The following is a 24,576-nucleotide window of genomic DNA, read 5'->3' as shown; positions in this document are numbered from 1 at the left end:
CTCGCGAAATAATTCGAACCGAGCGGTTCGATTGCTCTTGATATGGGCCTGCTTTAGCGCTATGTCAACGTTCGCATCGAACCGAACGGTTCAGTATAACACATTTTCCTTATGTAGCTACGGTAGCGAGATATCATGTCCTCGAACACGCCAACCACCGCCGAAGTCCGCCCCTTTCCCAACGCCAAGGTCTCGCCGGTTATCGAAGCGCCGGAAGCGCCCATCAAGCCTGCCGCCGAAGTTTTGGCCGAGGTGCCGGCCAAGAAGAAGCGGTCGGCTCGCTCGTTCATGCTGCCGATCATCGGCCTCGCTCTGCTCAGCGCCGGCGCCTGGTATGGCTATAATTACTGGACCGACGGCCGGTTCCTGATCTCGACCGACGATGCCTATGTCCAGGCCGACATGTCGTTCGTCTCGCCGAAGATTTCCGGCTATGTCGATCAAGTCAAGGTCTCGGAGAACCAGCAGGTCAAGGCCGGCGATCCGCTGCTGACGATCGACGACGGCGACTACAGAATAGCCGTTGCCCAGGCGGAGGCGCAGATCGCCACGCTGGCCAAGACGCTCGACCGTATCGACGCGCAGACCAAGGCGGCGCAAGCTTCGCTGCAACAGGCGCAGGCGCAGAAGGTCGCCGACCAGGCGGCAGCCGACAACGCCGCTCGCGCCCAGCAGCGCGCCGCGCAACTGGTCAAGACGCATGTCGGCACGCAGGCGCAACTGGACGATGCCCAGACCGCTCTCGACCAGGCCAATGCGGCCCTTGTCGGCGCCGACGCGCAGATTGCAGCCGCACAGGCCAATATCGGCGTGTTCGAAGCGCAGCGCGCCGAATCGGCCAGCACGCTGGCTTCGCTGCGGCTGAACCGCGACAAGGCCGCGCGCGATCTTTCCTTCACCGTGCTCAAGGCGCCTTATGACGGCGTGGTCGGCAACCGCTCGGTCGAGCAGGGCGACCTCGTCAGCCCCGGCCAGAAGCTCGCCGTCGTGGTGCCGCTGGACAAGCTCTACATCGTTGCCAACTTCAAGGAGACGCAGCTGGCCAAGCTGGTGCCCGGTGAGAAGGTGCGGGTCTCGGTCGACGCCACGGACGGCCATGATTTCGAAGGCACGGTGTCGTCTCTGGCGCCGGCTTCGGGTGCGGTGTTCTCGCTGCTGCCGCCGGAAAATGCCACCGGCAACTTCACCAAGGTGGTGCAGCGCATCCCGGTTCGCATCGACGTGCCGGCCGATGTGCTGAAGGCAGGCAGGCTGCGCGCCGGCCTGAGCGTCGTCGTCGCCGTCGACAGCCGCACGGCTCCGGCTACGGCGAACTGAGCGAAAGCCGGGAGCAACGCCATGGCAACCGCAACCATAACTGCAGGAGCGGCGCCGGCGCCTGCCATGCCGGCGGTACCGACGACCATCTCGACGCGCCGCCTCATCGCCTTCCTGGCGATGGTGTTCGGCATGTTCATGGCGATCCTCGACATCCAGATCGTCTCAGCCTCGCTGGCCGAGATCCAGGCCGGCCTCAGCGCCAGTTCCGACGAAATCCCATGGGTGCAGACCGCCTATCTGATCGCCGAAGTGGTGATGATCCCGCTGTCGGGCTTCCTCAGCCGGATGCTGTCGACGCGCGTGCTGTTTGCAGGCGCTGCGGCCGGCTTCACGGCGGCCAGCGCGCTGGCCGCGACCGCCACCAACATCGACCAGATGATCGTCTACCGAGCCATCCAGGGCTTTATCGGCGGCGGCATGATCCCGAGCGTTTTCGCCGCCGCCTTCACCATTTTCCCGCCGTCGCGCCGCGCCATGGTGTCGCCGATGATCGGCCTGGTGGCGACGCTGGCGCCGACCATCGGCCCGACCGTCGGCGGCTATATCAGCCATGCCATGTCGTGGCACTGGCTGTTCCTCATCAATGTCATTCCAGGCATTCTGGTGACGGTCACGACTTGGACCCTGATCGATTTCGACAAGCCCAATCTCGGCCTGTTCAGCAAGTTCGACTGGTGGGGCCTTGCCGGCATGGCGGCGTTTCTCGGCTGCATGGAATATGTGCTCGAGGAAGGTCCGAACCATGACTGGCTGCAGGAACAGGCCGTGTTCATCTGCGCCATCATCATGGTTGTCGGTGCGGCGCTGTTCTTCTGGCGTGCCTTCACCGCCGAGGAGCCGATCGTCGATCTCAGGGCCTTCACCAACGTCAATTTCGCCTTCGGTTCGTTGTTCTCTTTCGTCATCGGCATCGGCCTGTACGGTCTGACCTATCTCTACCCGGTGTTCCTCGGGCGCATCCGCGGCTACGATTCCTTGATGATCGGCGAAGCCCTGTTCGTCAGCGGCCTGGCGATGTTCGTCACTGCGCCGATTTCCGGCATCCTGTCGAGCAAGATGGATTTGCGCATCATGATGATGATCGGGCTGTTCGGTTTCGCTGCCGGCACATGGTGGATGACGCATCTGACCGCCGACTGGGATTTCTGGGAATTGCTGATCCCGCAGATCCTGCGCGGCAGCTCGATGATGCTGTGCATGGTGCCGATCAACAACATTGCGCTCGGCACCTTGCCGCCGGACCGGCTGAAGAACGCGTCGGGCCTGTTCAACCTGACCCGCAACCTCGGCGGTGCGGTCGGCCTTGCCGTCATCAACACCGTGCTGATCGATCGCAGCGCCTTCCACTACGCCAGGCTGGCCGAGCATGTGGAATGGGGCAGTGCGGCGGCGCAGACCAAGCTGCAGAACATGACGCTCGACTTCCAGCAGACGCCTGGTCTCGACGCCACCAAGGCCGCGATCTCCAAACTGTCGGGCATGGTCCAGCAGCAGGCGTCGCTGCTGTCGTTCATGGATGTGTTCACCATGCTGACCGTGCTGTTCGCGACCATGGCGGTCTTCACCCTGGTCATCGCCAAGCCGGCGCCGCCCGCGGGCAGCGGTGGCGGAGGCCATTGAGCGCGCCGGACCCCCCGCCTGGCGCCCTCATGTGTGACGCCGGAAATCACCCCCGATTTCCGGGGTCACGCTTAAGCATCGATCGTTATCAAGCTCCTTGGTCGAACACCCGGCGCGCTATGCTGCGGCAGGCGGCCCAAACCATTTGGTCAGCGAGTCGGTTAGCCCGGCTGCTTCAGGGCCGCCGACCCAGGCCACATAACCGTCAGGCCGGACCAGCACAGAGCCGGGTGCTTTGACCGCGCCCAGCACCGAACGGTCAGGCAGTGGCCGGCTTGAAGCTGAGCGCCACGCCGTTGATGCAATGGCGCAGGCCGGTCGGCGCCGGGCCATCGTCGAAGACATGGCCGAGATGGCCGCCACAGCGGCGGCAGTGGACCTCGGTACGGGTCATGCCGAGCGAACGGTCCTCGGTCTTGCCGACGGCGTTGGCAATCTCCTGCCAGAAGCTCGGCCAGCCGGTGCCGGACTCGAACTTGGTCTCCGAGGAATAGACCGGCAGGTCGCAACCGGCGCAGGCGAAAATGCCCTTGCGGTGCTCGTTCAGCAGCGGGCTGGTGCCGGGATATTCGGTGCCTTCCTTGCGCAGCACGTTGAAGGCTTCGTCGGACAGGATGGCGTGCCATTCGGCGTCGGTCTTGGTGACCTCGAAGGTTTCGGCAGCCTTAGCGGGCCCGCCCATGCGCAACGTTGCCGCCGCGCCGGCCACGGCAGCGATGGCGGCGCCGCTCAAAAGCAAATCTCGACGGTTCATGACAGAAATCCTCCTGCGGGTTGTTTTGCCAAATTTGGCCGCCACTGGAAAATCAAAAGCCGGTGACGGTTGTCCTGCAAACGAACGCTCCACACCGGCTCCGCGCTTGTTGCGGACGGGATGGAGCGCTCGGTCGTTTGCTCGGCCCACGGGGGCGGGGCCGCGCAATCTGCAGGAGCTTACCGCCTGTTCGTCGGCGGCAGGGGCTTTGTTACATCTTCGGCAGCAGGACCTTGTCGATGACGTGGATGACGCCGTTCGACTGCTCGACATCGGCGATCGTGACATTGGCGACATTGCCGTTCTCGTCGGCTACGGTGACCTTGCCGCCATCGGCCTTGAGCGACAGCTCGCAGCCGCCAACCGTCTTGACCTTATGGGTTCCGCCATCGGCCTTGGCCATCGAGGCGACATCGGCGCCCATCGCCTTGGCGCCGATGACATGGCAGGTCAGAATCTTGGTGAGCTTGTCCTTGTTCTCGGGCTTGAGCAGCGTCTCGACCGTGCCAGCCGGAAGCGCGGCGAACGCCTCATTGGTCGGCGCGAAGACGGTGAACGGGCCGGCGCCCTGCAGTGTCTCGACCAGGCCGGCAGCCTTGACCGCGGCGACCAGCGTGGTGTGATCCTTCGAATTGACGGCGTTCTCGACGATGTTCTTGTTGGCGTACATGGCGGCGCCGCCAACCATCGGATTCTCGGCATAGGCGATTGTGGCGAGGGCGGAGACGGCAATGGTACCGGCGAGCAAAAGGGTGGCGATTCTACGCATAGGTTCGAACTCCTCGGGGTTATTGTTTCCTCTTTCGGGAACATGAGGAGATACGGAATAGAACTGCCTGAGTTTCCGCGCGCCGGGAAAAATTTATCCTTTATCTTGTCGGCGAATTATCTCCGGAGATCGAATCTCTAATCTCCAGCAGCGTATCCAAAACGAAAACAGCGGAAGATCTACTTCCGCTGACTTCATTATCACGTCATGGTTTTACGATCTATCAGATGCCCTTCAGGTCGCCCGCGGCAACGACCGGTCCGGTCGGCTGTCCCGTCGTCGAACCGCCCGTCGGCTCGACGCTGACAGCAAGCACGGCGCCCTGCGCCAGCTTCTGCTGCACGGCCGGGGTAACCGGGATATGGGCGACCTGGCCGGCGGGGATGACGCCCATCGAGACCGGAGCATTCTTGCCTTCGATCATCCACAGTTCGAAGTCCTTGCCGGCGGCGCGTTCGCCCGAAACCAGCGACAGGCCGACATCGCGGCGGGAAGCGTCGTAGACGACAAGGTATTTGACATCGCTGCCTTCGGCAGCCAGCGAGGCGACGAGGCGCTCCTGCGGCACGACGACCGGCGACCTGACGTAAGGCACGGCGACATAGAGCACCAGGGCCGCGAGAGCCGCTGCGGTGAGGCCGCGCCAGAAGCTAAGGCTGGACCACAGGCTGCCGCTCGGGGCCGTCGTCGACGCCGCGGTGGAGGAGAACAGCCGGCGATCGATAGCCGGCTTGATGGTGGCCGGCGGCTCTACCTCAGCATAAGCGGCAGCCATCGGCGAGAGATTCACTTCCCAGGAATCGACGAGACGGGCAAAGCCGGTCTCCGCGTCGATGCGTCCGGAGGCTATCTGGCGCTCATCCGCCGGCAGCACGCCGAGAACGTATTCGGCTGCGAGCAGGTCGTCGCCTCCACGTTCCGGTCCATTTTCTTCTGCCAGGGTCATCTTTCCAGACATTCTCTAAGTTTCAACAGGCTGCGGCGCAGCCATGTCCGCATCGTGTTGAGCGGAACCTTGTGACGTTCCGCGAGCTCGGCGTAACTTTCGCCGTTCAAATACGCACCCCGAACGGCTTGCGCCCGGTCTTGTTCCAACTCTTCAAGGCACTGATAGATGCGCTCGGATTCACCGCCCGCAACAACCATAGCCTCTGGCCCGGGACCGGGGTCAGCCACGTCGAGCGCGGCATCGATATCGGCAGCAGGCTTGCGTCGCGACCGGATGCGATCAATCGCATGATTGCGTGCTATGGCCACCAGCCAGGAGATTGGGCTGAGATCAGAAACAGCGAAACGATCCGCCTTCGTCCACACTTTGACGAAGACCTCTTGCAGCGCTTCTTCCGCATCTCCGCGATCCTTCAATACACGAAGGCACACGCCGAAAAGTTTCGCACTGGTTTGCCGGTAAAGCAGATCGAACGCAGTCCGATCCTTCATCGAGGTCCGGACAATCAGGGTGGAGATATCCTGCGGCGTCATACGGACAAGCTAAGCGATCACAATTTGTTTGCAAAGGCAGAAATCTTGTTGTCCACGCAATCGATGTCGCGCCCAATCGCCAGTAATCGCCGGTCGGTTGCCAAGGAAATCGGCTGTCGTTAGCCTCCCGCAAATAGGGGAACAGCAATGTCGGCCGAACGGATGCTGTGGGAGAACGATGCGACCGGCTTGGCAGAGCTGTTGCACAGAGGCGAGATCTCGCCGCCGGACGTTGTCGATGCTGCGATCGCGCGCGCCGAGGCAACCCGATCATTGCGCATCCGCCGCTTGCCTGCGCGCCATGGACCCGAAGAGGGCCGACGAGCTCATCGAAACCTGCTCGAAAAATTGCATCTGACCCGTGCCTTGGAGATCAGATCCCTGTTTGGGCGATTGATGGACAAGAGCCTGTGGTTCACCACTGGCCGGCGATCCAGAATGGCCTGCCGCTCGACATCCAGGGCGTCGGCCGCCCCGGCGACGAGCAGACGGTTTTGTCGCTCGCCGCGCAGATGGAGAAGATTTCCGGGTGGCTGACGCGGCGGGCGCCGCTCAAGGTGCCGGCCTGATCCGGCAGATTTCATCATCGTGATAGCAAAGCTGTTTGCGGCCTGGGCCAATTCCCGCTAAGACGCCGCCGTCCTTACCCACATCCAGGGAACCATGCCGATGACGGAGATCACCGCCACCGCCGAAATGCAGGCCGCCCTGCTCTCGCGGGCCCTGCCCTATATGCAGCGCTACGAGCACAAGACGGTGGTGGTGAAATATGGCGGTCATGCCATGGGCGATATCGAGCTCGGCAAGGCTTTCGCCCGTGACATCGCGCTGCTGAAGCAGTCCGGCGTCAACCCGATCGTCGTCCATGGCGGCGGGCCGCAGATCGGCGCCATGCTGGCCAAGATGGGCATCGAATCCAAGTTCGAAGGCGGCCTGCGCGTTACCGACCAGAAGACGGTCGAAATCGTCGAGATGGTGCTGGCCGGTTCGATCAACAAGGAGATCGTCGCGCTGATCAACGCCGAGGGCGAATGGGCGATCGGCCTGTGCGGCAAGGACGGCAACATGGTGTTCGCCGAAAAGGCGCGCAAGACCATGATCGACCCGGACTCCAACATCGAGCGTGTGCTCGATCTCGGTTTCGTCGGCGAGCCGGTCGAGGTCGACCGCACCCTGCTCGACCTGCTGGCACGCTCGGAAATGATCCCGGTGCTGGCGCCGGTGGCGCCGGGCCGCGACGGCCACACGTACAACATCAATGCCGACACCTTCGCCGGCGCCATCGCCGGCGCCTGCCAGGCGACGCGCCTTTTGTTCCTGACCGACGTGCCCGGCGTGCTCGACAAGAACAAGAAGCTGATCGACGAACTGACAGTGGCCGAAGCCAAGGCGCTGATCAAGGACGGCACGGTGTCGGGCGGCATGATCCCCAAGGTCGAGACCTGCATCGAGGCGATCGAGCGCGGCGTCGAAGGCGTCGTCATCCTCAACGGCAAGACGCCGCATGCGGTGCTTTTGGAACTGTTCACGGAACACGGCGCCGGCACGCTGATCGTGCCCTGAGGTGCAACTGGCTTGGCGGCCAGTCGATCGGCTGGCCAGCCGTTAGGCAGGCTGGGGCAGGCGCGCGATGACCTTTATCTCGAAGTCGAAGCCGGCTAACCAGTTGACGCCGACCGCCGTCCAATTGGTGTAGGGCGGTTCACCGAACACCTTCAGCCGAACGGCATCGATCACGGGCCATTGCGCTGCCGGATCCGTGTGGAAGGTGGTCACGTCGACTATATCGTCGAACGTGGCGCCCGCTGCTTTCAGCACGGCCGCGAGATTATCGAAGGCAAGCTGGACCTGCTTTTCGAAGACAGGTTCGGGCGACCCGTCCTCGCGGCTGCCGACCTGGCCCGAGACAAACAAAAGATCGCCTGATCGGATTGCAGCAGAATAGCGATTTATCTCGTAGAGAGCCTGCCGGCCGGCAGGAAAGATCGCGTCGCGTTTTGTCATTTTCACTCCATTGTCCGGGGCACTCACATACGTCCCGTATGCATGAGGTAGGTACATACGCTGCGTATGTCAATATGCATACGGTAGGTATGAAGGGCAGCGAGCCCGTCAGGCGCCGGCCGAGATCGCGACAGCCGCTTCGGCCGGCTTGAGCGGCGGGCGCATGACGACCATGGATTCCTCATCGGCATCCTGCGGCGCGCCCCAGAACTCAGCCAGCGTCGGACCATCCTTGAGGCGGCGGTCGCGGGCCAGAAAACCCCAGACCTCGCGGAACCACACGCGGCGGCCCATTTGCGTGTACCAGCGCATCGAATGGCGCTGTTCGGGATCGGGGTGGAAGAGAATGCGCGTCAGCGCCTTCGGCCGCGACTGCACCGCGACCTCGATCAGCTTGATCGAGAAGAACAGCATCCACGGTTTCAGCCGGGTCATCTGCAGCACCTGGTGCTTGTAGTCCCACAGCCGGGCATCCGTCTGAATCACCTTGCGGTTCTTGGCGATGCGGAAGAACGGCGTCCAGCGGTGCGGCGTGACATAGAGCGCCTGGATCTGGTCGGGGTCATAGGCAAGCAGCTGGCGAAAGCCGCGCCACAGATCGCGAAAGGTCTCATCCTCGAACCCGGCCACCCAGGTCGCCATGGACAGTATGCCATGCTGGCGGAGCAGCCGGACTGCCTCGCGGTCGGATGAGGTGCTGCCGCCCTTGCGGATTAATTGAAACGTCTGTTCGTCGGTGTTTTCCATGCCGAGCAGCCAGCGGATGACGCCGGCCTTGCGATAGAGGTGCAGGATGTCGGCATCGCGCACGATGTCATCGGCCCGGGTCGAGCCGACGATCAGCACCGGCACGTTCTCGGCGATCAGCGCATCGAGAAAGGCGCGCCAAACCTTCTTCGACACGGTCGGGTTTTCGTCGGCGAGGTTGATCAGTTCGACGCCGTGCTGGCGGTGCAGCCAGGCAATCTCCTGCGCAAATTTCTTGGGGTCGCGATGCCGCCAGCGGGTCCAGAAACCGCGTTGGCCACAATAGTTGCACAGATGCGGGCAGCCCCGCGAAAACTGCATGACCACGGCGCGCTTGCCGCCCCAATAGCTGTAGCGGCGGTGATCGATCAGCTCCCAGCCGACGCGGTACTCGTCCAGATCGGCAATGGTCCCGGCCGGCCGCGTCGCGAAGGGGCGGCCGAGATCGTCGCGATAGGCGATGCCCGCGACATCGGCCAGTGGCCGGCGATTGTCCAGTGCCACGACCAGGGCAAGGATGGTTGCCTCGCCCTCGCCGCGCACGATGAAGTCGAAGACATCGCTCGCCGCCAGTATGTCGCGCCAGTGATAGGTCGGGAACACGCCGCCATAGATCACCAGCGTCGCCGGCTCGAGCGCCTTGACCATGCGGGCGATCGCGAGCGCGGTGGGATGCGCCGAGGTCGAGCCGGAATGGCCGATCAGGATGCAATCGGGCTGGCCGCTGAGCGCATCGCGCACCAGCGTTTCCAACGGCATCGGCCCGAATTCGGCATCGACCAGCCGGACTTTATGGCCGGCTTCGATAAGCGGGCCGCCCAGTGCCAGCAGGCCGAGCGGTGGCAGATGGTCATCGGGCACGCGGCTGCCGATGGCGGTGTGCGGCGGATTGATCAGCACGATGTTCATGACGGACCTTTGAGCGACGGTCCGCATGGCGTAGCCGGCGTTTCAGTTTCGCATTTGGGCTCCGTTCAGCAGTTTGCGTGCAGCTTTTCCGCAGAAATGGCGGTGCGTGTCCTACCGCCTGAGGTGGGCGAGCGGCACGTGGCCCGGGCCCTTGATGTTCTGCAGCACCAGCTGGGTGTGAACGTCGCGCACGCCGGCAAGGCGCATCAGGCGGTGCATGACGAAGGCGTTGAGTTCGTCGACCGACGGCACCATGACGTGCAGCAGGAAATCGTGGTCGCCGGTCATCGTCCAGCATGACGACACTTCATCCATGCGTTGCACGGCGGCGATGAAGGTTTCGGGCGAACCGTCGCTGTGGCTGGTGAGCCGCACCTGGATGAACACCTCGACCATCAGGCCGACGGCGCGGCGGTTGAGCACGGCGGCAAAGCCCTTGATGATGCCGGCCCCCTGCAGCGCCTCGAAGCGGCGGGCGCAAGGCGTCGTCGACAGGCCGATCTCCTGCGCCAGTTCGGACACGGGCTTGCGTCCATCGCGCTGAAGCACATCCAGCATCTTGATCTCGAAATCGTCGAACTGAGGCATTTTCACTCTCTTTCAGCTTCTGTTCGGTGGTTTTTACCTCAAATCATGGACCCAAGCCATCATCAAAGCTGAATTGCCTCGCCGGCCGCCGCTAGACTCTGCGGACAGATTAAAGTGTCACGATCAGGGGAGAAGAACCATGACGACGATGAGCGTTGCCGAATATGCCCGTGATTGCGCGGCGCAAGGCCTGCGTGGCGACTATTCGGTCTGCCGTTCCGATTTCACCGTGGCGCAGGGCTACAACTACAGCGCTGACGAACAGGCGGTGTGGCGCACGCTGTGCGACCGGCAGACCAAGCTGACGCAGAAGCTGGCGCACCATTCCTATCTCGATGGGGTCGCCGCACTCGGCCTGCTCGACAAGATCCCGGATTTCGGCGCGGTCTCAGACAAGCTGCGCAAGCTGACCGGCTGGGAAATCGTCGCCGTGCCTGGCCTCATCCCGGCCGCGCCCTTCTTCGACCATCTCGCCAACCGCCGCTTCCCCGTTACCAACTGGCTTCGCACCAAGGACGAGCTCGACTACATCGTCGAACCCGACATGTTCCACGACTTCTTCGGCCATGTGCCCATACTGACGCAGCCGGTGTTTGCCGACTTCATGCAGATATATGGCGAAAAGGCCGAGAGCGTGATTGCGCTGGGCGGTGACGAGATGATCACCCGTCTCTACTGGTACACCGCCGAATACGGCCTGATACAGGAGGAGGGCCAGAAGCTGAAAGCTTTCGGCGCCGGGCTGATGTCGTCGTTCACCGAATTGCAGTTCGCCGTCGCGAGCGCGGACGCGCACCACGTGCCCTTCGACCTCGAAACGGTGATGCGCACCGGTTACGAGATCGACAAGTTCCAGCGCGCCTATTTCGTGCTGCCGTCTTTCGACGTGTTGCGCGATGCGTTCCGGACCGCCGATTTCAAGGCGATCGTCGCCCGCCGCAAGGGGCAGCCGGCGCTGGACCCAGCGACGGTTTAGCAAATCCTGAAGGGTTGCGCGGCACCTATCCCCACCCTTAATCCCTCCCCACAAGGGGGAGGGAGATCTCGTTGGCGCTGATTTCCGAGGGTTTCGACACCAAGGCATGGGTAGCGCCGGCAGCAATCCTGTCGCGCCGTTCGCTTTTTTGACAATCAGACGGTGATGACTTCGTCACACCCGGGGGGATGACTTCGTCACACCGTGATTACTTTGGTCAGATGGTCGCCTAGCCGGCAGGCAAGTGCGGTGATCGTCGTCGTCGGGTTGCATTCGCCCGACGTGCAGAATACCGAGGAACCGCCGACATAGAGATTGTCCATGCCGTGCACCTTGCAGTTGGCGTCGACCACGCTCTTGGTGACATCGGTGCCCATGCGCGTGCCGCCCATATGATGGTGGCCGGCCAGTTCCTCATCCGTCGGGTAGTCCTCGCCATTGGTCAGCCAGTCCATGATGCGGACGCGGCCGAGGTCCTTCTCGATCAGCGTCGTTCCGAACAGCTTGAGCCCCTCGAGGATGGTGCGGCGCTCCAACGGCGACTTCTTCCAGTGCAGCTCGATGCGCGGCACGCCGGCACGGTCGACATCGGTCTTCGACAATTCGATATGGTTCGAGGCCAGCGGCGCCTGTTCCCAGGCGACGTAGAGCTGGGCCGCACAGCGCAGGTTTTGGCTGAGCTGGTAGGCGACCCATTCGGCGGCCTCGGGCGCGGTGCAGGCGAGGTCGGCAATCAGGCTCTTGACGCCGGCATAGGGCATCTCGATCAGGCGTATGCCGAAATTCATGATCTGCAGCCGCTCCATGGCGGCGAGCGTCGGCGAGAAGAACGCCTCGTTGACGGCGTCAACCTCGAACTCCCTGTAATCGGCCAGGATGGCATTGCCGCCCTCGAAGGTCGGGTGCTCCATCCAGTAGCGGCCAAGTGCCGTGGCGTTCGGCACCACGCCGCCATTCGAGCGCTGGTTCGACCATAGAAGCAGCCGCGAATTCTCCAGCCCGCCGGCGCAGACGATGAAATAATCGGCGCTGAAGGCGCCGGCATCCTTGCCGTTCGACCACAGCCTGGCGCCGGTCACTCGTTTGCCGTCCCCGGCAAGTTCGGTGGCATAGGTGTTGAGCACGAGCGCTATGTTCTTGCTCTTGTCGAGCTCGTCGGAGAATTTCTCGCCAAAGCGCACGGCCGGGCTCTTGATCAGCTGCACCCAGCGTATGTCGTCTGAAATCGGCACATCGGGCTTGAAGTCGGGAAGCTCGAGTATGTCGTGCACCTCGGACAGATAGGGCTCGATGTCGGTCCGGGCGATTGGCCAGCCGGTGTCCGGCGCCCATGCCTTGGGCTCAAAGTCCTGCTTGTCGAGCACGCGGCACCAGCCGGCCCAGTGGTTCGACGACCCGCCCATGAAGCGCAGCCGGGTGATGTCGAGATCGAAATATTGATCGCCGACCGTGGAGCCGCGATAGAAATCCTGAGATTCATCGCTGAATTCACGGGAACCGGCTTCCAGCATCACCACCGGAATGCCGGCGGCGCCGAGCTTTCTGGCGATGGTGGTGCCGGCAGGCCCGGAGCCGAGAATGCAGACCTTGGGCTTGAAATCCGAGGCTCGAAACGCCTCATAGCTGTCGAAGATCATGCCAGGTCGCTCCGCTTCAGGATCCAGCCATTGACCACGACGATCTCGTCGGGATCGGCCGGGGGGCGGTCGCTGTCAGGCAGCTTGCGAAAAAGCTGTAGCGCCGGCATCGCAATCAGCGCCTGCACGATGGTGCGGCGCGACATTTTCCTGATGAAGAAACTCATGACACGTCTCTGGATGGGGGCTTCGATCCACGCATGGCGTTCCCTGAACGGCACAGGTACCGGCCAGACATGCCATTCCCGTGCCAAGCCTTGCCTGTAAACGAGTTACAACCCGGTAAACGGCGCAGTTGCGTGGAAACAATGTTGGCGAACCGTTAACAGCCCCACCACCAACACCTAGGCAGCTTCGGAAATGTCCCGGTCGAGGATCGACAAATTGCGGCCGCGGTGCTTGGCCTCGTAGAGCCGGCGGTCGGCGGCGCGCATCAGGTCCGAGACATCGGCATCTTGCGCACAGGTGATGCCGCCGATCGAGACGGTCAGCGGCACCGTGCGCTCGTCGACCGGACGAAAGCGGACCAGCTCGACTTCACGGCGGATGCGCTCGGCTACGCGCCGGGCTTCGGCTTCCGTAGCGCCGACCAGGAAGGCGCCGAACTCCTCACCGCCAATGCGGCCGAGCACGTCGCCGCTGCGGACGCCGCGCTCGATGGCGCTGGCGATCAACACCAGTGCGTCATCGCCGGTCAGATGGCCGAAACTGTCGTTGATCGCCTTGAAATGGTCGGCGTCGATGATCAGCAGCGCGCCGCGATCGGATTTGCGCCGCGAGCCGTCCAACGCGGCAAAGAAGCTCTCGCGGTTGAGCATGCCGGTCATGTCGTCGCGGCTCGCCTTCGCCGACAGGCGCCGATGCGCGGCGGCGAGCTGGGCATGCGCGCGGGCGAGATCGCGATGCGCGTTTTTCAGTCGGTCGCTCTGCCAGAAGGTGCTGGCGCAGGCGATCCAGGCGAGCGCCAGCGGGCACACCGTCGATGTCAGCCAGACAGTGCGGTCGACCGGAAAACCCATGGCGGGAACGATGATCAGCGTCAGCAAAAGCGAGATGGCTACCGAGCCGAATGCGACCGCGGCGGACTTTAAGACTATGCGACTCATCGCTGGCTCCCACTGAACCGTCTCTGTGCCAGCAAGCCCTGAAGGCCACCTTTCCGTGATGGCTAAAATTTGAATGGTGAGCCCATTTTTACAACTCTAGATGCACATAGGTTGTGGATAAGCTCTACATCAGAAAGGGGTTCGAACGGCAGATATTTCATGCCATAAGGACGCCATGACCACGCTGCCCGATCCCGCCCGCTTCGCCCATGTCACCGACTGGGTGTTCGACCTCGACAACACGCTTTATCCGCACCATTCGAATCTGTTTTCGCAGATCGACGTCAAGATGACGGCCTATGTCGGAGAACTGCTCACGCTGCCGCGCGAGGAAGCGCGCAAGCTGCAGAAGGAACTCTATCTCGAATATGGCACGACGCTGAACGGGCTGATGACGCGTCACGGCATCGACCCCGACGACTTTCTCGAAAAGGTGCATGATATCGACTATTCGTGGCTGGTGCCGGATCCGGTGCTGGGCACCGCTATCCGCCAGCTGCCCGGCCGCAAGTTCATCTTCACCAATGGCGACCGCAGGCACGCCGAGCGCACCGCGCGCCAGCTCGGCATACTCGACCATTTCGACGACATTTTCGATATCGTCGCCGCCGGGCTGACGCCGAAGCCGTCGCGGCAGACCTATGAGAAGTTTGCCGAACTGCACGCCGTCACCGGACACAATGCGGTGATGTTCGAGGATCTCGCCCGCAACCTCGAGGTGCCGAAATCACTGGGCATGACCACGGTGCTGGTGGTGCCGCGCAATTTCGAGCCGACCTTTGCCGAGATCTGGGAACGCGATCCGGCCAATGAGGACGACGTCGATTTCGTCACCGACGATCTCGCGGCGTTTCTGACGGGGATAGTGGAGGGGGTAGAGGAATTGAGGAGCTGAAGAATTGAAGAACTGGTGAAAGGGAGACCGATCCGGACCTCCTTTTCCTCAATTCTTCAGTTCTTCAATTCCCGGTTCCCCTACTCCCCCAACTTGTAGAAGCGGCTGATGATCCCCCAGGCCTCGTCGGCGGTGTCGACAAAGTCGATGATATCCTGGTCGCCGGGCGTGATGGTGCCTTGTTCGGCCAGGAAATCGAGGTCGATCGCGCGCTGCCAGAACGCCTTGCCGAACAGGATCACCGGCACGCGCTCCATGCGGCCGGTCTGGATCAGCGTCAGCGTCTCGAAGAATTCGTCCATGGTACCGAAGCCGCCCGGAAACACCGCGACGGCCTTGGCGCGCATGACGAAATGCATCTTGCGGATGGCGAAATAGTGGAAGTTGAAGCACAGCTCCGGGGTCACATAGGCGTTCGGCGCCTGCTCGTGTGGCAGGACGATGTTGAGGCCGATCGACGGCGCGCCGACATCGTCGGCGCCGCGATTTCCCGCCTCCATCACGCCTGGGCCGCCACCGGTGACGACGACGAATTCGCGGTAGTAGGACGTGGCCGATTGCTGTGAGCAGAGGCGGGCGAATTTGCGCGCCTCCTCGTAATATTTGCTGTTTTCCTCGAGGTTTTTCTTCTGCGTCTCGTTCTTGGCGGCCCAGGCCTCGCCGCCGGGCTCGGGAATACGCGCGCCGCCGAACAGGATCACCGTCGAGCGGATGCCGCGCTCGGCCAGGATCATTTCGGGCTTCAAGAGCTCAAGCTGCAAGCGCACAGCGCGCAACTCCCGGCGCGTCATGAAGTCGGGATCGTTCCAGGCCAGCCGGTAGGTTTCGGCGCGAGTCTGCGGCGTGTCGGGTACGCTTTTCGAGCGCTCCAGATCCTCGTCCGAATGCGGCAGCGGCGTCCATCCCGCCTTTTCCATAGGAGTCATATGCTTCTACCCGTCCCAACAGTTCACTTGCGCCGTCCCATGGCGCACCCGCGATTGACCCCCAATACGCCTTAACATAGGGTCCGCGCGACTTTCAAAACAAGGTTAAGGCCGACGGCCTTAACAGCGTGGTAACGGAGCGAATTCATGTCGAAGCCTGATCTGGCCAGCCTCGAAAAGATCATCGAGAAGGCCTTCGAGGAGCGCGACACGATTTCGACCGCGACCCGTGGCGAAACGCGCGACGCCATCCAGTCCTCACTCGACCTGCTCGACCGTGGCACCGTGCGGGTCGCCGAGCGCCAGCCGGATGGCAAATGGCATGTCAACCAGTGGCTGAAGAAGGCGGTGCTGCTCTCCTTCCGGCTCTATCCGATGGAGATCATCAAGGGCGGCCCCGGCCAGGCGGTCTGGTGGGACAAGGTGGCGTCGAAGTTCGACGGCTGGAGTGCGGTCGATTTCGAGAAGGCAGGCTTCCGCGCCGTGCCGTCTTCGATCGTGCGCCGTTCTGCCTATGTCGCGCCGGGCGCGGTGCTGATGCCGTCCTTCGTCAATGTCGGCGCCTATGTCGACAGCGGCACCATGGTCGACACCTGGGCCTCGGTCGGCTCCTGCGCCCAGATCGGCAAGAATGTGCACCTCTCGGGCGGCGTCGGCATCGGCGGGGTGCTGGAGCCGATGCAGGCCGGCCCAACCATCATCGAGGACAATTGCTTCATCGGCGCGCGCTCCGAAGTGGTCGAGGGCTGCATCGTGCGCGAAGGCTCGGTGCTCGGAATGGGTGTGTTCATCGGCCAGTCGACCAAGATCGTCGACCGCGCCACCGGCGAAGTGTTTTATGGCGAGGTGCCGCCTAATTCGGTCGTCGTCGCCGGCTCGATGCCGGGCAAGGCCTTTCCGAACAACGAGCCGGGCCCTGGCCTCTACTGCGCCGTCATCGTCAAGCGCGTCGATGCCAAGACCCGGTCGAAAACCTCGATCAACGAACTGCTGCGTGATTGATCCTGTCCGAGCAACCAGAGCGCTCCAGATTGCCCAACACACCACCACTTCCCTGGCTTTTCTTCAGCCTCTCAGGGCGCGTCAGCCCAAGTGCCTACGTGCTCGCCGGGCTGCTGCTGGTGCTTGCACAGTTTTTCCCGCTCTACCAGTTGTCGAGACTGGAACCCGGCACCGCAACCAGCCAGAACTGGGCACTTGTGTTCTGGGTCGTTTTGCTGATCTCGACATGGTCGAGCTTTGCGGTAACCGCAAAGCGGTTTCATGATTTCGGCAAGCCGACTTATTTCGCGTTGATCTCTCTTATCATCGGCCCCATTCTTCTCATCGTTCTAGCGTGTTTCCGCGGTGACCCCGGTCCGAACCGCTACGGCAAACGCAGCAACGCGCCGGCTGAACCATGAGCGCCGACCGGATATCTCGCCATGCGCTACCGCACGCTTGATCCGAAACTGATCATCGACACCGCCGAGCGGCTGGAAGAGCGCGTCGCCGAGCGTTTTCCCGATGCCGGCCTGCGCGGCGTCGCCGCCGAACTGGTGTCGCTGTCGCGCGACCTGGCCAAGGCGGCGCAGGCGCTCGAAGCGCCGATCTGGTGGCTCCGCGGCGCCATCGTCGCCGCTGTTGCCGCCGGCGCGCTGATCTTCCTGTTCGTCGGCACCATCCTGCCGCTCATCCATATCTCGCAGGCCGACGATGCGGTGCAGTCGGTGCAAGGCATCGAAGCCACGATCAACATGATGATCCTTGCCGTGCTTGGCCTGCTGGCGCTGATCCGCACCGAGGAGCGCATCAAGCGCAAGCGGGTGTTTCGCCAGCTGCATGGGTTGAGATCGCTGATCCATGTCATCGACATGCACCAGCTGACCAAGGATCCGGCAGCATTGTCCGCCAATTTCAGGCCGACCGCGCATTCGCCGGCGCGCATCACCAATGCCGCCGACCTGGCGCGCTACCTCGACTATTGCTCGGAGATGCTGTCGATCACCGGCAAGATCGCGGCGCTGTTTGCGCAGTCGGTCAATGACGATGTGGTCATCGACGGCGTCAACGACGTCGAGAACCTGGCGTCCAACCTGTCGCGCAAGATCTGGCAGAAGATCACGCTGATCGAGAACCACCCGGCTGCGCAGCCCCTGCCGGCGCCAGGCTCGGCGAGCAAAGCGCCGGCTCCGAGGCGCGCACCAAAGCTGTGACGCGGCGGGCCCACGCGCCTATTTTCGGGCTATGCGGGCCAAGGCCCGAGGCTCGCGCAAGCAGACTATCCAGTGACGGCTTCCGGCGTCAGCCCGGGTGAGCCGCGCTTTTCCCGCTCGGCCTGCTGCACCAGCGCGGTGACCCGCTTCAGCAGAGGCGCCGGCGTGCCGGCCTTTTCGGCGAGGCTCAGGACGGCCCCCTGCAGGTCACCGATCTCGGTCGGCCGACCGCGCTGGAGGTCGTCCCACATGGACGAGCGCGCCTGCGGGTCGATGGCGAGCATGCGGCGGGCGACCAGCCGGAACAGCCAGTCCGGCAGCCGGAGCAGCTTCGACAGCAGGCCGGGACGCAAGCCGCCGATCCGCGCCGGCGCGATATGTAACGCCTTCATCGCCGCCAGGGCCTCGTCGATCTGACCGGCCAGGATCCGCCGCCAGCGGCGGTCGGCAAGTTCGCTCGCCAGCGGCAGGCCGGACAAGGCGACAAGCGCGTTGTTGAGGTTGATCAGCAGCTTGCCCCACTGAACGGCTTTCATGTCGGGATGGGTTTCCACGCCAAGCCCTTCGACATCGAGAAGGCCGGCAAGGCCGGTCACGCCATCTTCGATCATGACCTTGCCGTCGCTGGCGCGATGCACGTGAAGCGGCAAATTGCCTATGGCCGACTGGACGACATTGAACGGCACCATGCCGGCGAGTACAGTCCGGCCACCGAGCACGGCGCGTAACCGGTCGGCATTGCCGACGCCGTTCTGCAGGCTGACCACCACGACATCGCCGCGCGCATGTCCGGCAACAAGCGACGCCATCTCCTCGGTAGCGCCGTTCTTGACCGTCACCAGCACCACGTCGGCGCTGGCGAGGGCAGCGGCGGGATCGGTGGTGACGGACTCCGGCCGGATGGATCGGTCGCGACCATCGAGATCGGTGATGCGCAGGCCACCGCCCAGCAAGGCCGTCGCTATGTCTGGCCGCGCCAAAAACACCACCTTGCGTCCGGCCAGCGCCAGGCAACCACCGACATAGCAGCCGATGCTGCCGGCGCCGGCAATGACGATGGTCTTTTCGGCGTTGGCCATGCGATTATCTCGTGTTGGCCTGCACTATACGACAGGAAAACCATAATGTCGGCGGCAGGATCGGTCATCATCTCTGGCCGTGACAGGCCTTTCGCTTTCGACTATCGCTTTGCCCATGAAACTGCCGACCGATCCCGCCGCCAACCTCGCGACCCTCATACGCTGCGCCTCCGTAACGCCCGCCGAGGGCGGCGCGCTGGCTGCCTTGGAAGGCATGCTGAAGCCGCTCGGCTTTTCCGTCGAACGCCCTGTGTTTTCCGAAGACGGCACCCCCGACATCGAGAACCTCTACGCGCGTCGCTCCGGCAACGGGCCGCATCTGATGTTTGCCGGCCATACCGACGTGGTGCCGGCGGGCGACGAGGCGTCGTGGACGCATCCGCCCTTCGCCGCCGAGATCGCCAAGGGCGAGATGTACGGCCGCGGCGCCGTCGACATGAAGGGCGGCATTGCCTGTTTCATCGCTGCCGTGGCGCGCCATGTCGAGAACAAGGGTGGTCCGAAAGGCTCGGTCTCGCTGCTGATTACCGGCGACGAGGAGGGGCCGGCCATCAACGGGACGACAAAACTGCTCGACTGGGCGGCGGCCAGGGGCGAGAAATGGGACGCCGCGATCGTCGGCGAGCCCACCAATCCGGACACGCTCGGCGACATGATCAAGATCGGCCGGCGTGGCTCGATGTCGGGCAGTGTCACGGTCAACGGCCGCCAGGGCCATGTCGCCTATCCATTGCTCGCCGACAATCCGGTGCGCGGCCTGATCAGCCTGGTCGACGCCTTGCTGTCGCCCGTCTTCGACAAGGGCACGAAGGATTTTCAGCCGACCAATCTGGAAGTGACCTCGATCGATGTCGGCAACCCCGCGACCAATGTTATTCCGGCCAAGGCGACAGCCACCTTCAACATCCGCTTCAACGACACATGGACTGCCGAGACGGTGCAGGCCGAGATCCATAACCGCCTCGACCAGGCGGCGAAGCGCAAGAAATACCGGACCGGCAAGACGCCGGTCGACTACGAGTTGATCTGGCGCGACCGGCCGAGCCATGTCTTCCTGACGCGCGACGACAAGCTGATCGGGACGCTGCGCGGCTCGATCAAGGCGACGGTCGGCAAGGAGCCGGCGCTGTCCACCTCGGGCGGAACCTCGGATGCGCGTTTCATCAAGGACTATTGCCCGGTGGTCGAGTTCGGCCTGGTCGGCAAGACCATGCACATGGTCGACGAGCGCGTCGCACTGGCCGACCTCGAGACGCTGACCCAAATCTACCAGCGCTTCATCGATGACTGGTTCGAGCAGGGCTGATCATGCTTTCGGTTGACGAGACCTCTTCATCGCTTAACGGCGCCTGGCGGCTGATGCTCGGAAAGGCCGACGGCTTGCGGCTGCTCGACCTTTCGGCGGACGGCTTCTGGAATTCCTTCTTCGCCATCGTCGTCGCAGCGCCGGCGATGATCGTCGGGTGGGTCGGCACGGCCAACGAGATCGGCGATCCCAATGCGTTCGCCGGCCGGCTGGGCATGTTGGTTCGCCTGGCGACCGTCGACCTCGGCTCGTGGCTGCTGCCCCTGTTTGTGCTTGCCCTGGTCGCATCGCGCGCCGGCATCGGCGACCGCTTCGTCCACTATGTCGTTGCCAGCAACTGGGCGTCGGCGATCACCGCCTGGATGCTGCTGCCTTCAGCGCTGATCAGGCTTTTCCTGCCGTCCGGCAACCCGGTTGCCGAATTGGTGTGGCTGGTTCTGGTGGTGCTTTCGCTGGTACTCTCCTGGCGGATGACCAACGCCGCGATCGGCAAGGGCGCGGCTGTCGGCAGCGCCGTGTTCGCAGGCATGTTGGTGGTGTCTCTGGCCGTGTTGTTCGGCCTGGTGGCGCTGCTCGGCATCACTGTGCCGACCGCCGCTCCGGCCTAGAACTTTTCCGGATAGTCTACACCGACGAGAAAAAGCCCGTCGGGCGGCGCCACCTGGCCGCAGGCGGCGCGGTCTTGTGCAGCGAGCGCGGCCTTGAGGTCGGCGGCGGTCCAGCCGCCGTCGCCGACGCGTTTCAGCGAACCGACCATGGAGCGCACCTGGTTGTGCAGGAAAGAGCGCGCCGAGGCCCTGACTTCGATCAGGTCGCCCTGGCGGCTTACATCGAGCCGCTCCAGCGTCCGCACCGGACTATTGGCCTGGCATTGCGTCGAGCGGAAGGTGGTAAAGTCATGTCGGCCGAGCAGGACTTTCGCCGCTTCGTGCATGGCGTCCGCATCGAGCCGCTTCGGCACCCACCAGACCTTGCCCTTTTCCATCGCTGCAGGCGCGCGCCGGTTGAGGATGCGGTAGAGATAGTGCCGTCCGGTGGCCGAGAAACGGGCGTCGAACTCATTGGGGACAACCGTGGCCTGCAGGATGGCGATGCGCGCGCCTGCCGCCTGCAGGTGCGCGTTGACGGCGTCGCGCACCTTGTCGTTTGGCCATGCCTTGGCGAGGTCGACATGCGCCACCTGGGCGGTCGCATGCACGCCGGCGTCGGTGCGGCCGGCGGCGCGTATCCGCACCGCCTCACCGCAAAATTTCTCGATCGCCTGCTCTATCGCCTGCTGCACCGAAGGCTGATCCGCCTGGTGTTGCCAGCCGGCGAAGAGGCTGCCGTCATATTCGATATCGAGACGAAAACGCGGCATACACCCTTCGTTCAGGCGGCGAGTGCGGTAAAGGCCTGGGCGTAGACCAGTTTGCCTTTTTCGGGTGCGTCACCCCAGGCCAGCGCCTGCAGCGCTTCGCCCTGATATTCGCTCTCGAACTTTTCGGCGCGCGCATGGCTGTAGCCGAAGCGGCCGTAATAGGCCGGATCGCCCAACACAACGGCGAGCGTCTCGGCGCCATCCCTGAGGCGGATATGCGCCTCGCGGATCAGCGCACCGCCAATGCCCGAGCCGTGGAACGAAGGTTCCACCGCCAACGGCGCCAGCGCCACGGCTGCGAACTGCTTGCCGCCGTTCTGGACGAACAGCCTGGAAAACAGGATGTGGCCGACCACCTGGCCGTCTTCTTCCGCCACCAGTTCGACAACGGCGTCGCCGCCGGTGACCAGAGCGTCGACCAGCCCGGCCTCCGCCTGCTGGCCGAATGCGTGTTCCTCGACCAGGCGTATGGCCTCGCGGTCCCGCGGCGTCGCGCCGCGTATCGACATCATGCTCATGAGAACTTCATTCCTTTTTCGATCTTGGCCCCGCGCAGAAACTCCTGCGCGGCAGCGGGCTTTCCGCCTGCCCGTTGAACTTCGACCAGCCTGACCGCGCCCGACCCGCAGGCGACCGTCAGCCGGTCATCGAGAATTCCTCCCGACTCGCCCATGCTTTCAGAAAGCGTGCCTTCCAAAAGCGTCGAGCGAAGCAGTTTCAGCCGTTCCGTGCGGCCGCCGATGTCGGCCTCGCACCAGGCGCCGGGAAATGGCGACAGGCCGCGAATGTGATTGTGGACCTCCGCAGCCGGGCGCGTCCAGTCCACACGTGTCTCCGACTTATCGATTTTCCTGGCGTAGGTCACCCCGTCAGCCGCCTGCAAAGTCGATGCCAGGGTATTTGTCTCCAATCGGGACAGCGCTTCCACCATCAGCGTGGCAGCAATGTTCATCAAGCGGTCGTGCAGATCGCCGGCCGTCATGTCGGGCTCTATGGCGCATTTTTCAACCAGTGCCACCGGACCGGTGTCCAGGCCCTCTTCCATGCGCATCACCATCATGCCGGTTTCGACGTCGCCGGCCATAATGGCTCGCTGGATGGGAGCTGCACCACGCCAACGCGGCAAAAGCGAGGCGTGGCCATTGAGGCAGCCGAGGCGCGGAGCCTCCAGAATAGCCTTCGGCAACAGCAAACCATACGCGACGACGACTGCGACATCGGCACGCAACGCATGGAAAGCAGCTTGCTCGCCCTCGCCCTTCAGCGACAGCGGCGTGCGCACTTCGATGCCCAGCCGCTCAGCCTCGCGCTGCACCGGCGACGGTGTCAGCTCCAGCCCGCGGCGGCCCGCGGCGCGCGGCGGCTGCGTGTAGACGGCTGCTATCTCGTGCCCGGCCTCGGCAATCGCGCGCAGCACCGGCACCGAAAACTCCGGCGTGCCCATGAAGATGACGCGAAGCGGCATTTTTCGTCCAGTATCCTGTTCTGCGCGCGGCAGTCCGCTCAAGCGTCTGCTTCAAACGGGTTTACGATCTTGAGGTCAAGCTCTTCGAAGTCCTTAATATTGCGCGTCGCCAGCATAGCGTCGTGCGACAGGCAGATGGCAGCGATCATGGCATCGGAAAGGCTGATCGGCCGGCCGATAGTTTCCCGCATTGCCCGGAGCTTGCCCGCCAGACGGGGAATGGGACCGGCAAATTCGACGACACGTCCCGAAAACTGCTTCGAAACCAGGTGGTCAAGTGCACGGACGTGGCGGTCCGAGCCGGTCTTGTTCAGAAACCTTTCGGCTCCAAAGGACTGCTCCATGACAACAGGACCGCAGAGATAGAGGTCGAGCAGGTCCTGTCTGCGAAACCACTTAGCGACGTTTGGATCGGGCGCGGGCCGGCTCGCTTCCGAGACGACATTGGTATCGAGGATTATCACTCGAAATTCTCAATGGTGCGGCCAAAGTCGCGTTTCCGTTCCGCTTCGATCTCATCCATCATCTGCGCAAATTCGTCGCTGATTGCATTTTCCGAGGCGAAGGCAGCGCGAATCGCATCCCAAGCCGTGAGTCCAGGCTCGGCCTTGCCTTCTTTTTCCGCAACCATGCCTTTTCGCAACAGATCGATCGCCTTGATCGAGAGGCTTTGGCCGCCCTTGCGTGCCGCATGCTCGATTTCACGCTTCAACGGCTCGGGAATATCTCTGATCAACATATCGCCCATCGGAGTCTCCAGTCTGATATCAATGATATCACGCAAGGAAGCGTCTCTCAATAGGGGCGGGTCGAGACGCGATTTTGTGCGAGTCGCCGAAAGCAGGGCCTATCCCACCAGCTTGCCCGGCGCCTTGTCCTTGGCGAGCTTCTTGAACTTCTTGACCACCATGTCGCGCTTCAGCTTCGAGATGTGGTCGATGAACAGCACACCGTTGAGATGGTCGATCTCGTGCTGCAGGCAAGTCGCCATCAGGCCTTCGGCCTCGATCTCCCGCAGCTTGCCGTCGCGGTCGAGATATTTCACGCGCACCGAGGCGGGACGCTCGACCTCGGCGTAATAGTCCGGGATCGACAGGCAGCCTTCCTCGTAGACCGAGCGGGCGTCGGCGCTTTCGAGGATTTCGGGATTGATGAACACATGCGGCGCCGTTGGCTCGTCTTCCTTGGCGAGGTCGATGACCAGCATGCGCAGCGGCTCGCCGATCTGGATTGCGGCCAAGCCGATGCCCGGCGCATCATACATCGTCGCCAGCATGTCGTCGGCCAGTTTGCGCAAAGGCGCGTCGACGCGTTCGACTGGTTTGGAAACCTGGCGCAGGATGGGATCGGGAAGGATGATGAGCGGCTTGATCGACATGGCGCCTCACCTAAAACGTCGCAGGAGAAGCGTCAACCGGTGCGAATCGGTCTCGTTCAC

At 63.1% G+C, this 24,576-nt stretch carries 29 protein-coding genes and 1 pseudogene; 11 read left to right on the top strand and 19 right to left on the bottom strand.

Annotated elements, in window-relative coordinates; all coding sequences use genetic code 11:
* Positions 1-135: 135 nt before the first annotated feature.
* Positions 136-1,317 carry an HlyD family secretion protein gene (locus X727_RS146155; protein ID WP_023732747.1) on the top strand — a complete coding sequence of 394 codons (1,182 nt, stop codon included), beginning with the start codon at positions 136-138 and terminating at the stop codon, positions 1,315-1,317.
* 21 nt (positions 1,318-1,338) lie between these two features.
* A complete protein-coding gene (locus X727_RS146160; RefSeq protein ID WP_023755369.1) occupies positions 1,339-2,940 on the top strand; it encodes a DHA2 family efflux MFS transporter permease subunit in 1,602 nt (533 codons plus the stop codon).
* 117 nt (positions 2,941-3,057) lie between these two features.
* On the opposite strand, the pseudogene X727_RS1000000169810 reads toward X727_RS146160, so the two are convergent.
* The 5 genes and pseudogenes from X727_RS1000000169810 to X727_RS146180 form a co-directional block, all read right to left on the bottom strand.
* Positions 3,058-3,192, bottom strand: a pseudogene (locus tag X727_RS1000000169810) (hypothetical protein); the annotation flags it as partial.
* A gap of 7 nt (positions 3,193-3,199) precedes the next feature.
* Entirely contained in the window at positions 3,200-3,694 is a 495-nt protein-coding gene (gene msrB, locus X727_RS146165) for a peptide-methionine (R)-S-oxide reductase MsrB (RefSeq protein ID WP_023834591.1), read from the bottom strand.
* Between the two features lie 211 nt (positions 3,695-3,905).
* Positions 3,906-4,463: a fasciclin domain-containing protein gene (locus X727_RS146170; RefSeq protein ID WP_023739778.1), complete on the bottom strand. Its 558-nt coding sequence runs from the start codon at positions 4,461-4,463 to the stop codon at positions 3,906-3,908.
* A 223-nt stretch (positions 4,464-4,686) separates the two neighbouring features.
* Positions 4,687-5,409 (bottom strand): anti-sigma factor, encoded by a 723-nt coding sequence (locus X727_RS146175; protein ID WP_023736962.1) that lies wholly within the window; start codon positions 5,407-5,409, stop codon positions 4,687-4,689.
* Positions 5,406-5,945, bottom strand: a complete 540-nt coding sequence (locus X727_RS146180) for a sigma-70 family RNA polymerase sigma factor (protein ID WP_023673234.1) — start codon at positions 5,943-5,945, stop codon at positions 5,406-5,408. Before X727_RS146180 ends, X727_RS146175 begins: the two co-directional genes overlap by 4 nt.
* A 410-nt stretch (positions 5,946-6,355) precedes the next feature.
* On the opposite strand from X727_RS146180, the gene X727_RS1000000169095 reads away from it, so the two are divergent.
* The gene (locus X727_RS1000000169095; RefSeq protein WP_023732753.1) at positions 6,356-6,514 is read left to right on the top strand and encodes a hypothetical protein; all 159 of its coding nucleotides are present in this window, start codon (positions 6,356-6,358) and stop codon (positions 6,512-6,514) included.
* Positions 6,515-6,614: 100 nt separating this feature from the next.
* Positions 6,615-7,508 carry an acetylglutamate kinase gene (argB, locus tag X727_RS146185; RefSeq protein WP_013528489.1) on the top strand — a complete coding sequence of 298 codons (894 nt, stop codon included), beginning with the start codon at positions 6,615-6,617 and terminating at the stop codon, positions 7,506-7,508.
* A 42-nt stretch (positions 7,509-7,550) separates the two neighbouring features.
* Here argB and X727_RS146190 read toward each other — a convergent pair whose 3' ends face one another.
* The 3 genes from X727_RS146190 to X727_RS146200 form a co-directional block, all read right to left on the bottom strand.
* Entirely contained in the window at positions 7,551-7,949 is a 399-nt protein-coding gene (locus X727_RS146190) for a RidA family protein (protein WP_023710405.1), read from the bottom strand.
* 108 nt (positions 7,950-8,057) lie between these two features.
* Positions 8,058-9,605 carry a magnesium-protoporphyrin IX monomethyl ester anaerobic oxidative cyclase gene (bchE, locus tag X727_RS146195; protein WP_023834589.1) on the bottom strand — a complete coding sequence of 516 codons (1,548 nt, stop codon included), beginning with the start codon at positions 9,603-9,605 and terminating at the stop codon, positions 8,058-8,060.
* 111 nt (positions 9,606-9,716) lie between these two features.
* Positions 9,717-10,193 (bottom strand): Lrp/AsnC family transcriptional regulator, encoded by a 477-nt coding sequence (locus X727_RS146200; protein WP_023834588.1) that lies wholly within the window; start codon positions 10,191-10,193, stop codon positions 9,717-9,719.
* 139 nt (positions 10,194-10,332) lie between these two features.
* On the opposite strand from X727_RS146200, the gene phhA reads away from it, so the two are divergent.
* Entirely contained in the window at positions 10,333-11,169 is an 837-nt protein-coding gene (gene phhA / locus X727_RS146205; protein WP_023834587.1) for a phenylalanine 4-monooxygenase, read from the top strand.
* A gap of 197 nt (positions 11,170-11,366) precedes the next feature.
* Here the strand turns inward: phhA and X727_RS146210 are convergent, their stop codons facing one another.
* From X727_RS146210 to X727_RS146215, 3 genes are all read right to left on the bottom strand, one after another.
* Positions 11,367-12,806 carry a GMC family oxidoreductase gene (locus X727_RS146210; RefSeq protein ID WP_023744895.1) on the bottom strand — a complete coding sequence of 480 codons (1,440 nt, stop codon included), beginning with the start codon at positions 12,804-12,806 and terminating at the stop codon, positions 11,367-11,369.
* Positions 12,803-12,973 carry a hypothetical protein gene (locus X727_RS1000000168025; RefSeq protein ID WP_023673226.1) on the bottom strand — a complete coding sequence of 57 codons (171 nt, stop codon included), beginning with the start codon at positions 12,971-12,973 and terminating at the stop codon, positions 12,803-12,805. The genes X727_RS146210 and X727_RS1000000168025 overlap by 4 nt, the downstream gene beginning before the upstream one ends.
* A gap of 177 nt (positions 12,974-13,150) precedes the next feature.
* Positions 13,151-13,912 (bottom strand): GGDEF domain-containing protein, encoded by a 762-nt coding sequence (locus tag X727_RS146215; protein ID WP_023681345.1) that lies wholly within the window; start codon positions 13,910-13,912, stop codon positions 13,151-13,153.
* A gap of 175 nt (positions 13,913-14,087) precedes the next feature.
* Between X727_RS146215 and X727_RS146220 the strand changes: the two genes are divergently transcribed.
* Complete coding sequence (locus tag X727_RS146220; RefSeq protein ID WP_023834586.1) at positions 14,088-14,807, top strand: pyrimidine 5'-nucleotidase; 720 nt, start codon at positions 14,088-14,090, stop codon at positions 14,805-14,807.
* A gap of 80 nt (positions 14,808-14,887) precedes the next feature.
* On the opposite strand, the gene X727_RS146225 is transcribed toward X727_RS146220, so the two are convergent.
* Entirely contained in the window at positions 14,888-15,733 is an 846-nt protein-coding gene (locus X727_RS146225; protein WP_023681343.1) for an LOG family protein, read from the bottom strand.
* A gap of 147 nt (positions 15,734-15,880) precedes the next feature.
* Between X727_RS146225 and dapD the strand changes: the two genes are divergently transcribed.
* The 3 genes from dapD to X727_RS146240 are packed head-to-tail and all read left to right on the top strand — an operon-like array spanning position 15,881 to position 17,928.
* Entirely contained in the window at positions 15,881-16,735 is an 855-nt protein-coding gene (gene dapD, locus X727_RS146230) for a 2,3,4,5-tetrahydropyridine-2,6-dicarboxylate N-succinyltransferase (protein ID WP_023744894.1), read from the top strand.
* The gene (locus X727_RS146235) at positions 16,732-17,136 is read left to right on the top strand and encodes a DUF805 domain-containing protein (RefSeq protein ID WP_081726158.1); all 405 of its coding nucleotides are present in this window, start codon (positions 16,732-16,734) and stop codon (positions 17,134-17,136) included. Before dapD ends, X727_RS146235 begins: the two co-directional genes overlap by 4 nt.
* A 21-nt stretch (positions 17,137-17,157) precedes the next feature.
* The gene (locus X727_RS146240) at positions 17,158-17,928 is read left to right on the top strand and encodes a hypothetical protein (protein ID WP_023732758.1); all 771 of its coding nucleotides are present in this window, start codon (positions 17,158-17,160) and stop codon (positions 17,926-17,928) included.
* 65 nt (positions 17,929-17,993) lie between these two features.
* Here the strand turns inward: X727_RS146240 and X727_RS146245 are convergent, their stop codons facing one another.
* The gene (locus X727_RS146245) at positions 17,994-19,007 is read right to left on the bottom strand and encodes a 2-dehydropantoate 2-reductase (protein ID WP_023744892.1); all 1,014 of its coding nucleotides are present in this window, start codon (positions 19,005-19,007) and stop codon (positions 17,994-17,996) included.
* Positions 19,008-19,122: 115 nt separating this feature from the next.
* On the opposite strand from X727_RS146245, the gene dapE reads away from it, so the two are divergent.
* Together dapE and X727_RS146255 are read left to right on the top strand one after the other, a co-directional pair.
* A complete protein-coding gene (dapE, locus tag X727_RS146250; RefSeq protein ID WP_023732760.1) occupies positions 19,123-20,313 on the top strand; it encodes a succinyl-diaminopimelate desuccinylase in 1,191 nt (396 codons plus the stop codon).
* A 2-nt stretch (positions 20,314-20,315) separates the two neighbouring features.
* A complete protein-coding gene (locus tag X727_RS146255; protein ID WP_023696038.1) occupies positions 20,316-20,921 on the top strand; it encodes a hypothetical protein in 606 nt (201 codons plus the stop codon).
* On the opposite strand, the gene truA is transcribed toward X727_RS146255, so the two are convergent.
* The 6 genes from truA to def form a co-directional block, all read right to left on the bottom strand.
* Positions 20,918-21,673 (bottom strand): tRNA pseudouridine(38-40) synthase TruA, encoded by a 756-nt coding sequence (truA, locus tag X727_RS146260; RefSeq protein ID WP_023681338.1) that lies wholly within the window; start codon positions 21,671-21,673, stop codon positions 20,918-20,920. The two genes, X727_RS146255 and truA, sit on opposite strands and share 4 nt — an antisense overlap.
* Positions 21,674-21,684: 11 nt before the next feature.
* Positions 21,685-22,191, bottom strand: a complete 507-nt coding sequence (locus tag X727_RS146265) for an N-acetyltransferase (protein ID WP_023692998.1) — start codon at positions 22,189-22,191, stop codon at positions 21,685-21,687.
* Positions 22,188-23,138: a methionyl-tRNA formyltransferase gene (gene fmt, locus X727_RS146270; protein WP_023725313.1), complete on the bottom strand. Its 951-nt coding sequence runs from the start codon at positions 23,136-23,138 to the stop codon at positions 22,188-22,190. Before fmt ends, X727_RS146265 begins: the two co-directional genes overlap by 4 nt.
* A 38-nt stretch (positions 23,139-23,176) precedes the next feature.
* Positions 23,177-23,602 (bottom strand): type II toxin-antitoxin system VapC family toxin, encoded by a 426-nt coding sequence (locus X727_RS146275; RefSeq protein WP_023732763.1) that lies wholly within the window; start codon positions 23,600-23,602, stop codon positions 23,177-23,179.
* Positions 23,599-23,886 carry a hypothetical protein gene (locus X727_RS146280; protein ID WP_023696043.1) on the bottom strand — a complete coding sequence of 96 codons (288 nt, stop codon included), beginning with the start codon at positions 23,884-23,886 and terminating at the stop codon, positions 23,599-23,601. Before X727_RS146280 ends, X727_RS146275 begins: the two co-directional genes overlap by 4 nt.
* A 99-nt stretch (positions 23,887-23,985) precedes the next feature.
* Positions 23,986-24,516, bottom strand: coding sequence for a peptide deformylase (gene def, locus X727_RS146285; protein ID WP_023828841.1), 531 nt, complete (start codon positions 24,514-24,516; stop codon positions 23,986-23,988).
* Positions 24,517-24,576: the final 60 nt, after the last annotated feature.

The sequence above is a fragment of the Mesorhizobium sp. L103C105A0 genome (assembly GCF_000502215.1).
Classification (GTDB): domain Bacteria; phylum Pseudomonadota; class Alphaproteobacteria; order Rhizobiales; family Rhizobiaceae; genus Mesorhizobium.
The sequence above is the reverse complement of the archived record's forward strand: the minus strand, read 5'-3'. Positions and strand labels throughout refer to the sequence as shown.

Coding starts and splice junctions, on each gene's coding strand:
- truA (WP_023681338.1), bottom strand. CDS start 21,673: ATGCCGCGTTTTCGTCTCGATATCGAATATGACGGCAGCCTCTTCGCC.
- X727_RS146175 (WP_023736962.1), bottom strand. CDS start 5,409: ATGACCCTGGCAGAAGAAAATGGACCGGAACGTGGAGGCGACGACCTG.
- X727_RS1000000168025 (WP_023673226.1), bottom strand. CDS start 12,973: ATGAGTTTCTTCATCAGGAAAATGTCGCGCCGCACCATCGTGCAGGCG.
- argB (WP_013528489.1), top strand. CDS start 6,615: ATGACGGAGATCACCGCCACCGCCGAAATGCAGGCCGCCCTGCTCTCG.
- def (WP_023828841.1), bottom strand. CDS start 24,516: ATGTCGATCAAGCCGCTCATCATCCTTCCCGATCCCATCCTGCGCCAG.
- X727_RS146155 (WP_023732747.1), top strand. CDS start 136: ATGTCCTCGAACACGCCAACCACCGCCGAAGTCCGCCCCTTTCCCAAC.
- msrB (WP_023834591.1), bottom strand. CDS start 3,694: ATGAACCGTCGAGATTTGCTTTTGAGCGGCGCCGCCATCGCTGCCGTG.
- X727_RS146245 (WP_023744892.1), bottom strand. CDS start 19,007: ATGGCCAACGCCGAAAAGACCATCGTCATTGCCGGCGCCGGCAGCATC.
- X727_RS146225 (WP_023681343.1), bottom strand. CDS start 15,733: ATGACTCCTATGGAAAAGGCGGGATGGACGCCGCTGCCGCATTCGGAC.
- X727_RS146280 (WP_023696043.1), bottom strand. CDS start 23,886: ATGGGCGATATGTTGATCAGAGATATTCCCGAGCCGTTGAAGCGTGAA.
- X727_RS146220 (WP_023834586.1), top strand. CDS start 14,088: ATGACCACGCTGCCCGATCCCGCCCGCTTCGCCCATGTCACCGACTGG.
- bchE (WP_023834589.1), bottom strand. CDS start 9,605: ATGAACATCGTGCTGATCAATCCGCCGCACACCGCCATCGGCAGCCGC.
- X727_RS146200 (WP_023834588.1), bottom strand. CDS start 10,193: ATGCCTCAGTTCGACGATTTCGAGATCAAGATGCTGGATGTGCTTCAG.
- dapE (WP_023732760.1), top strand. CDS start 19,123: ATGAAACTGCCGACCGATCCCGCCGCCAACCTCGCGACCCTCATACGC.
- X727_RS146180 (WP_023673234.1), bottom strand. CDS start 5,945: ATGACGCCGCAGGATATCTCCACCCTGATTGTCCGGACCTCGATGAAG.
- X727_RS146255 (WP_023696038.1), top strand. CDS start 20,316: ATGCTTTCGGTTGACGAGACCTCTTCATCGCTTAACGGCGCCTGGCGG.
- fmt (WP_023725313.1), bottom strand. CDS start 23,138: ATGCCGCTTCGCGTCATCTTCATGGGCACGCCGGAGTTTTCGGTGCCG.
- X727_RS146210 (WP_023744895.1), bottom strand. CDS start 12,806: ATGATCTTCGACAGCTATGAGGCGTTTCGAGCCTCGGATTTCAAGCCC.
- phhA (WP_023834587.1), top strand. CDS start 10,333: ATGACGACGATGAGCGTTGCCGAATATGCCCGTGATTGCGCGGCGCAA.
- X727_RS146240 (WP_023732758.1), top strand. CDS start 17,158: ATGCGCTACCGCACGCTTGATCCGAAACTGATCATCGACACCGCCGAG.
- X727_RS146265 (WP_023692998.1), bottom strand. CDS start 22,191: ATGAGCATGATGTCGATACGCGGCGCGACGCCGCGGGACCGCGAGGCC.
- dapD (WP_023744894.1), top strand. CDS start 15,881: ATGTCGAAGCCTGATCTGGCCAGCCTCGAAAAGATCATCGAGAAGGCC.
- X727_RS146215 (WP_023681345.1), bottom strand. CDS start 13,912: ATGAGTCGCATAGTCTTAAAGTCCGCCGCGGTCGCATTCGGCTCGGTA.
- X727_RS146170 (WP_023739778.1), bottom strand. CDS start 4,463: ATGCGTAGAATCGCCACCCTTTTGCTCGCCGGTACCATTGCCGTCTCC.
- X727_RS146160 (WP_023755369.1), top strand. CDS start 1,339: ATGGCAACCGCAACCATAACTGCAGGAGCGGCGCCGGCGCCTGCCATG.
- X727_RS146190 (WP_023710405.1), bottom strand. CDS start 7,949: ATGACAAAACGCGACGCGATCTTTCCTGCCGGCCGGCAGGCTCTCTAC.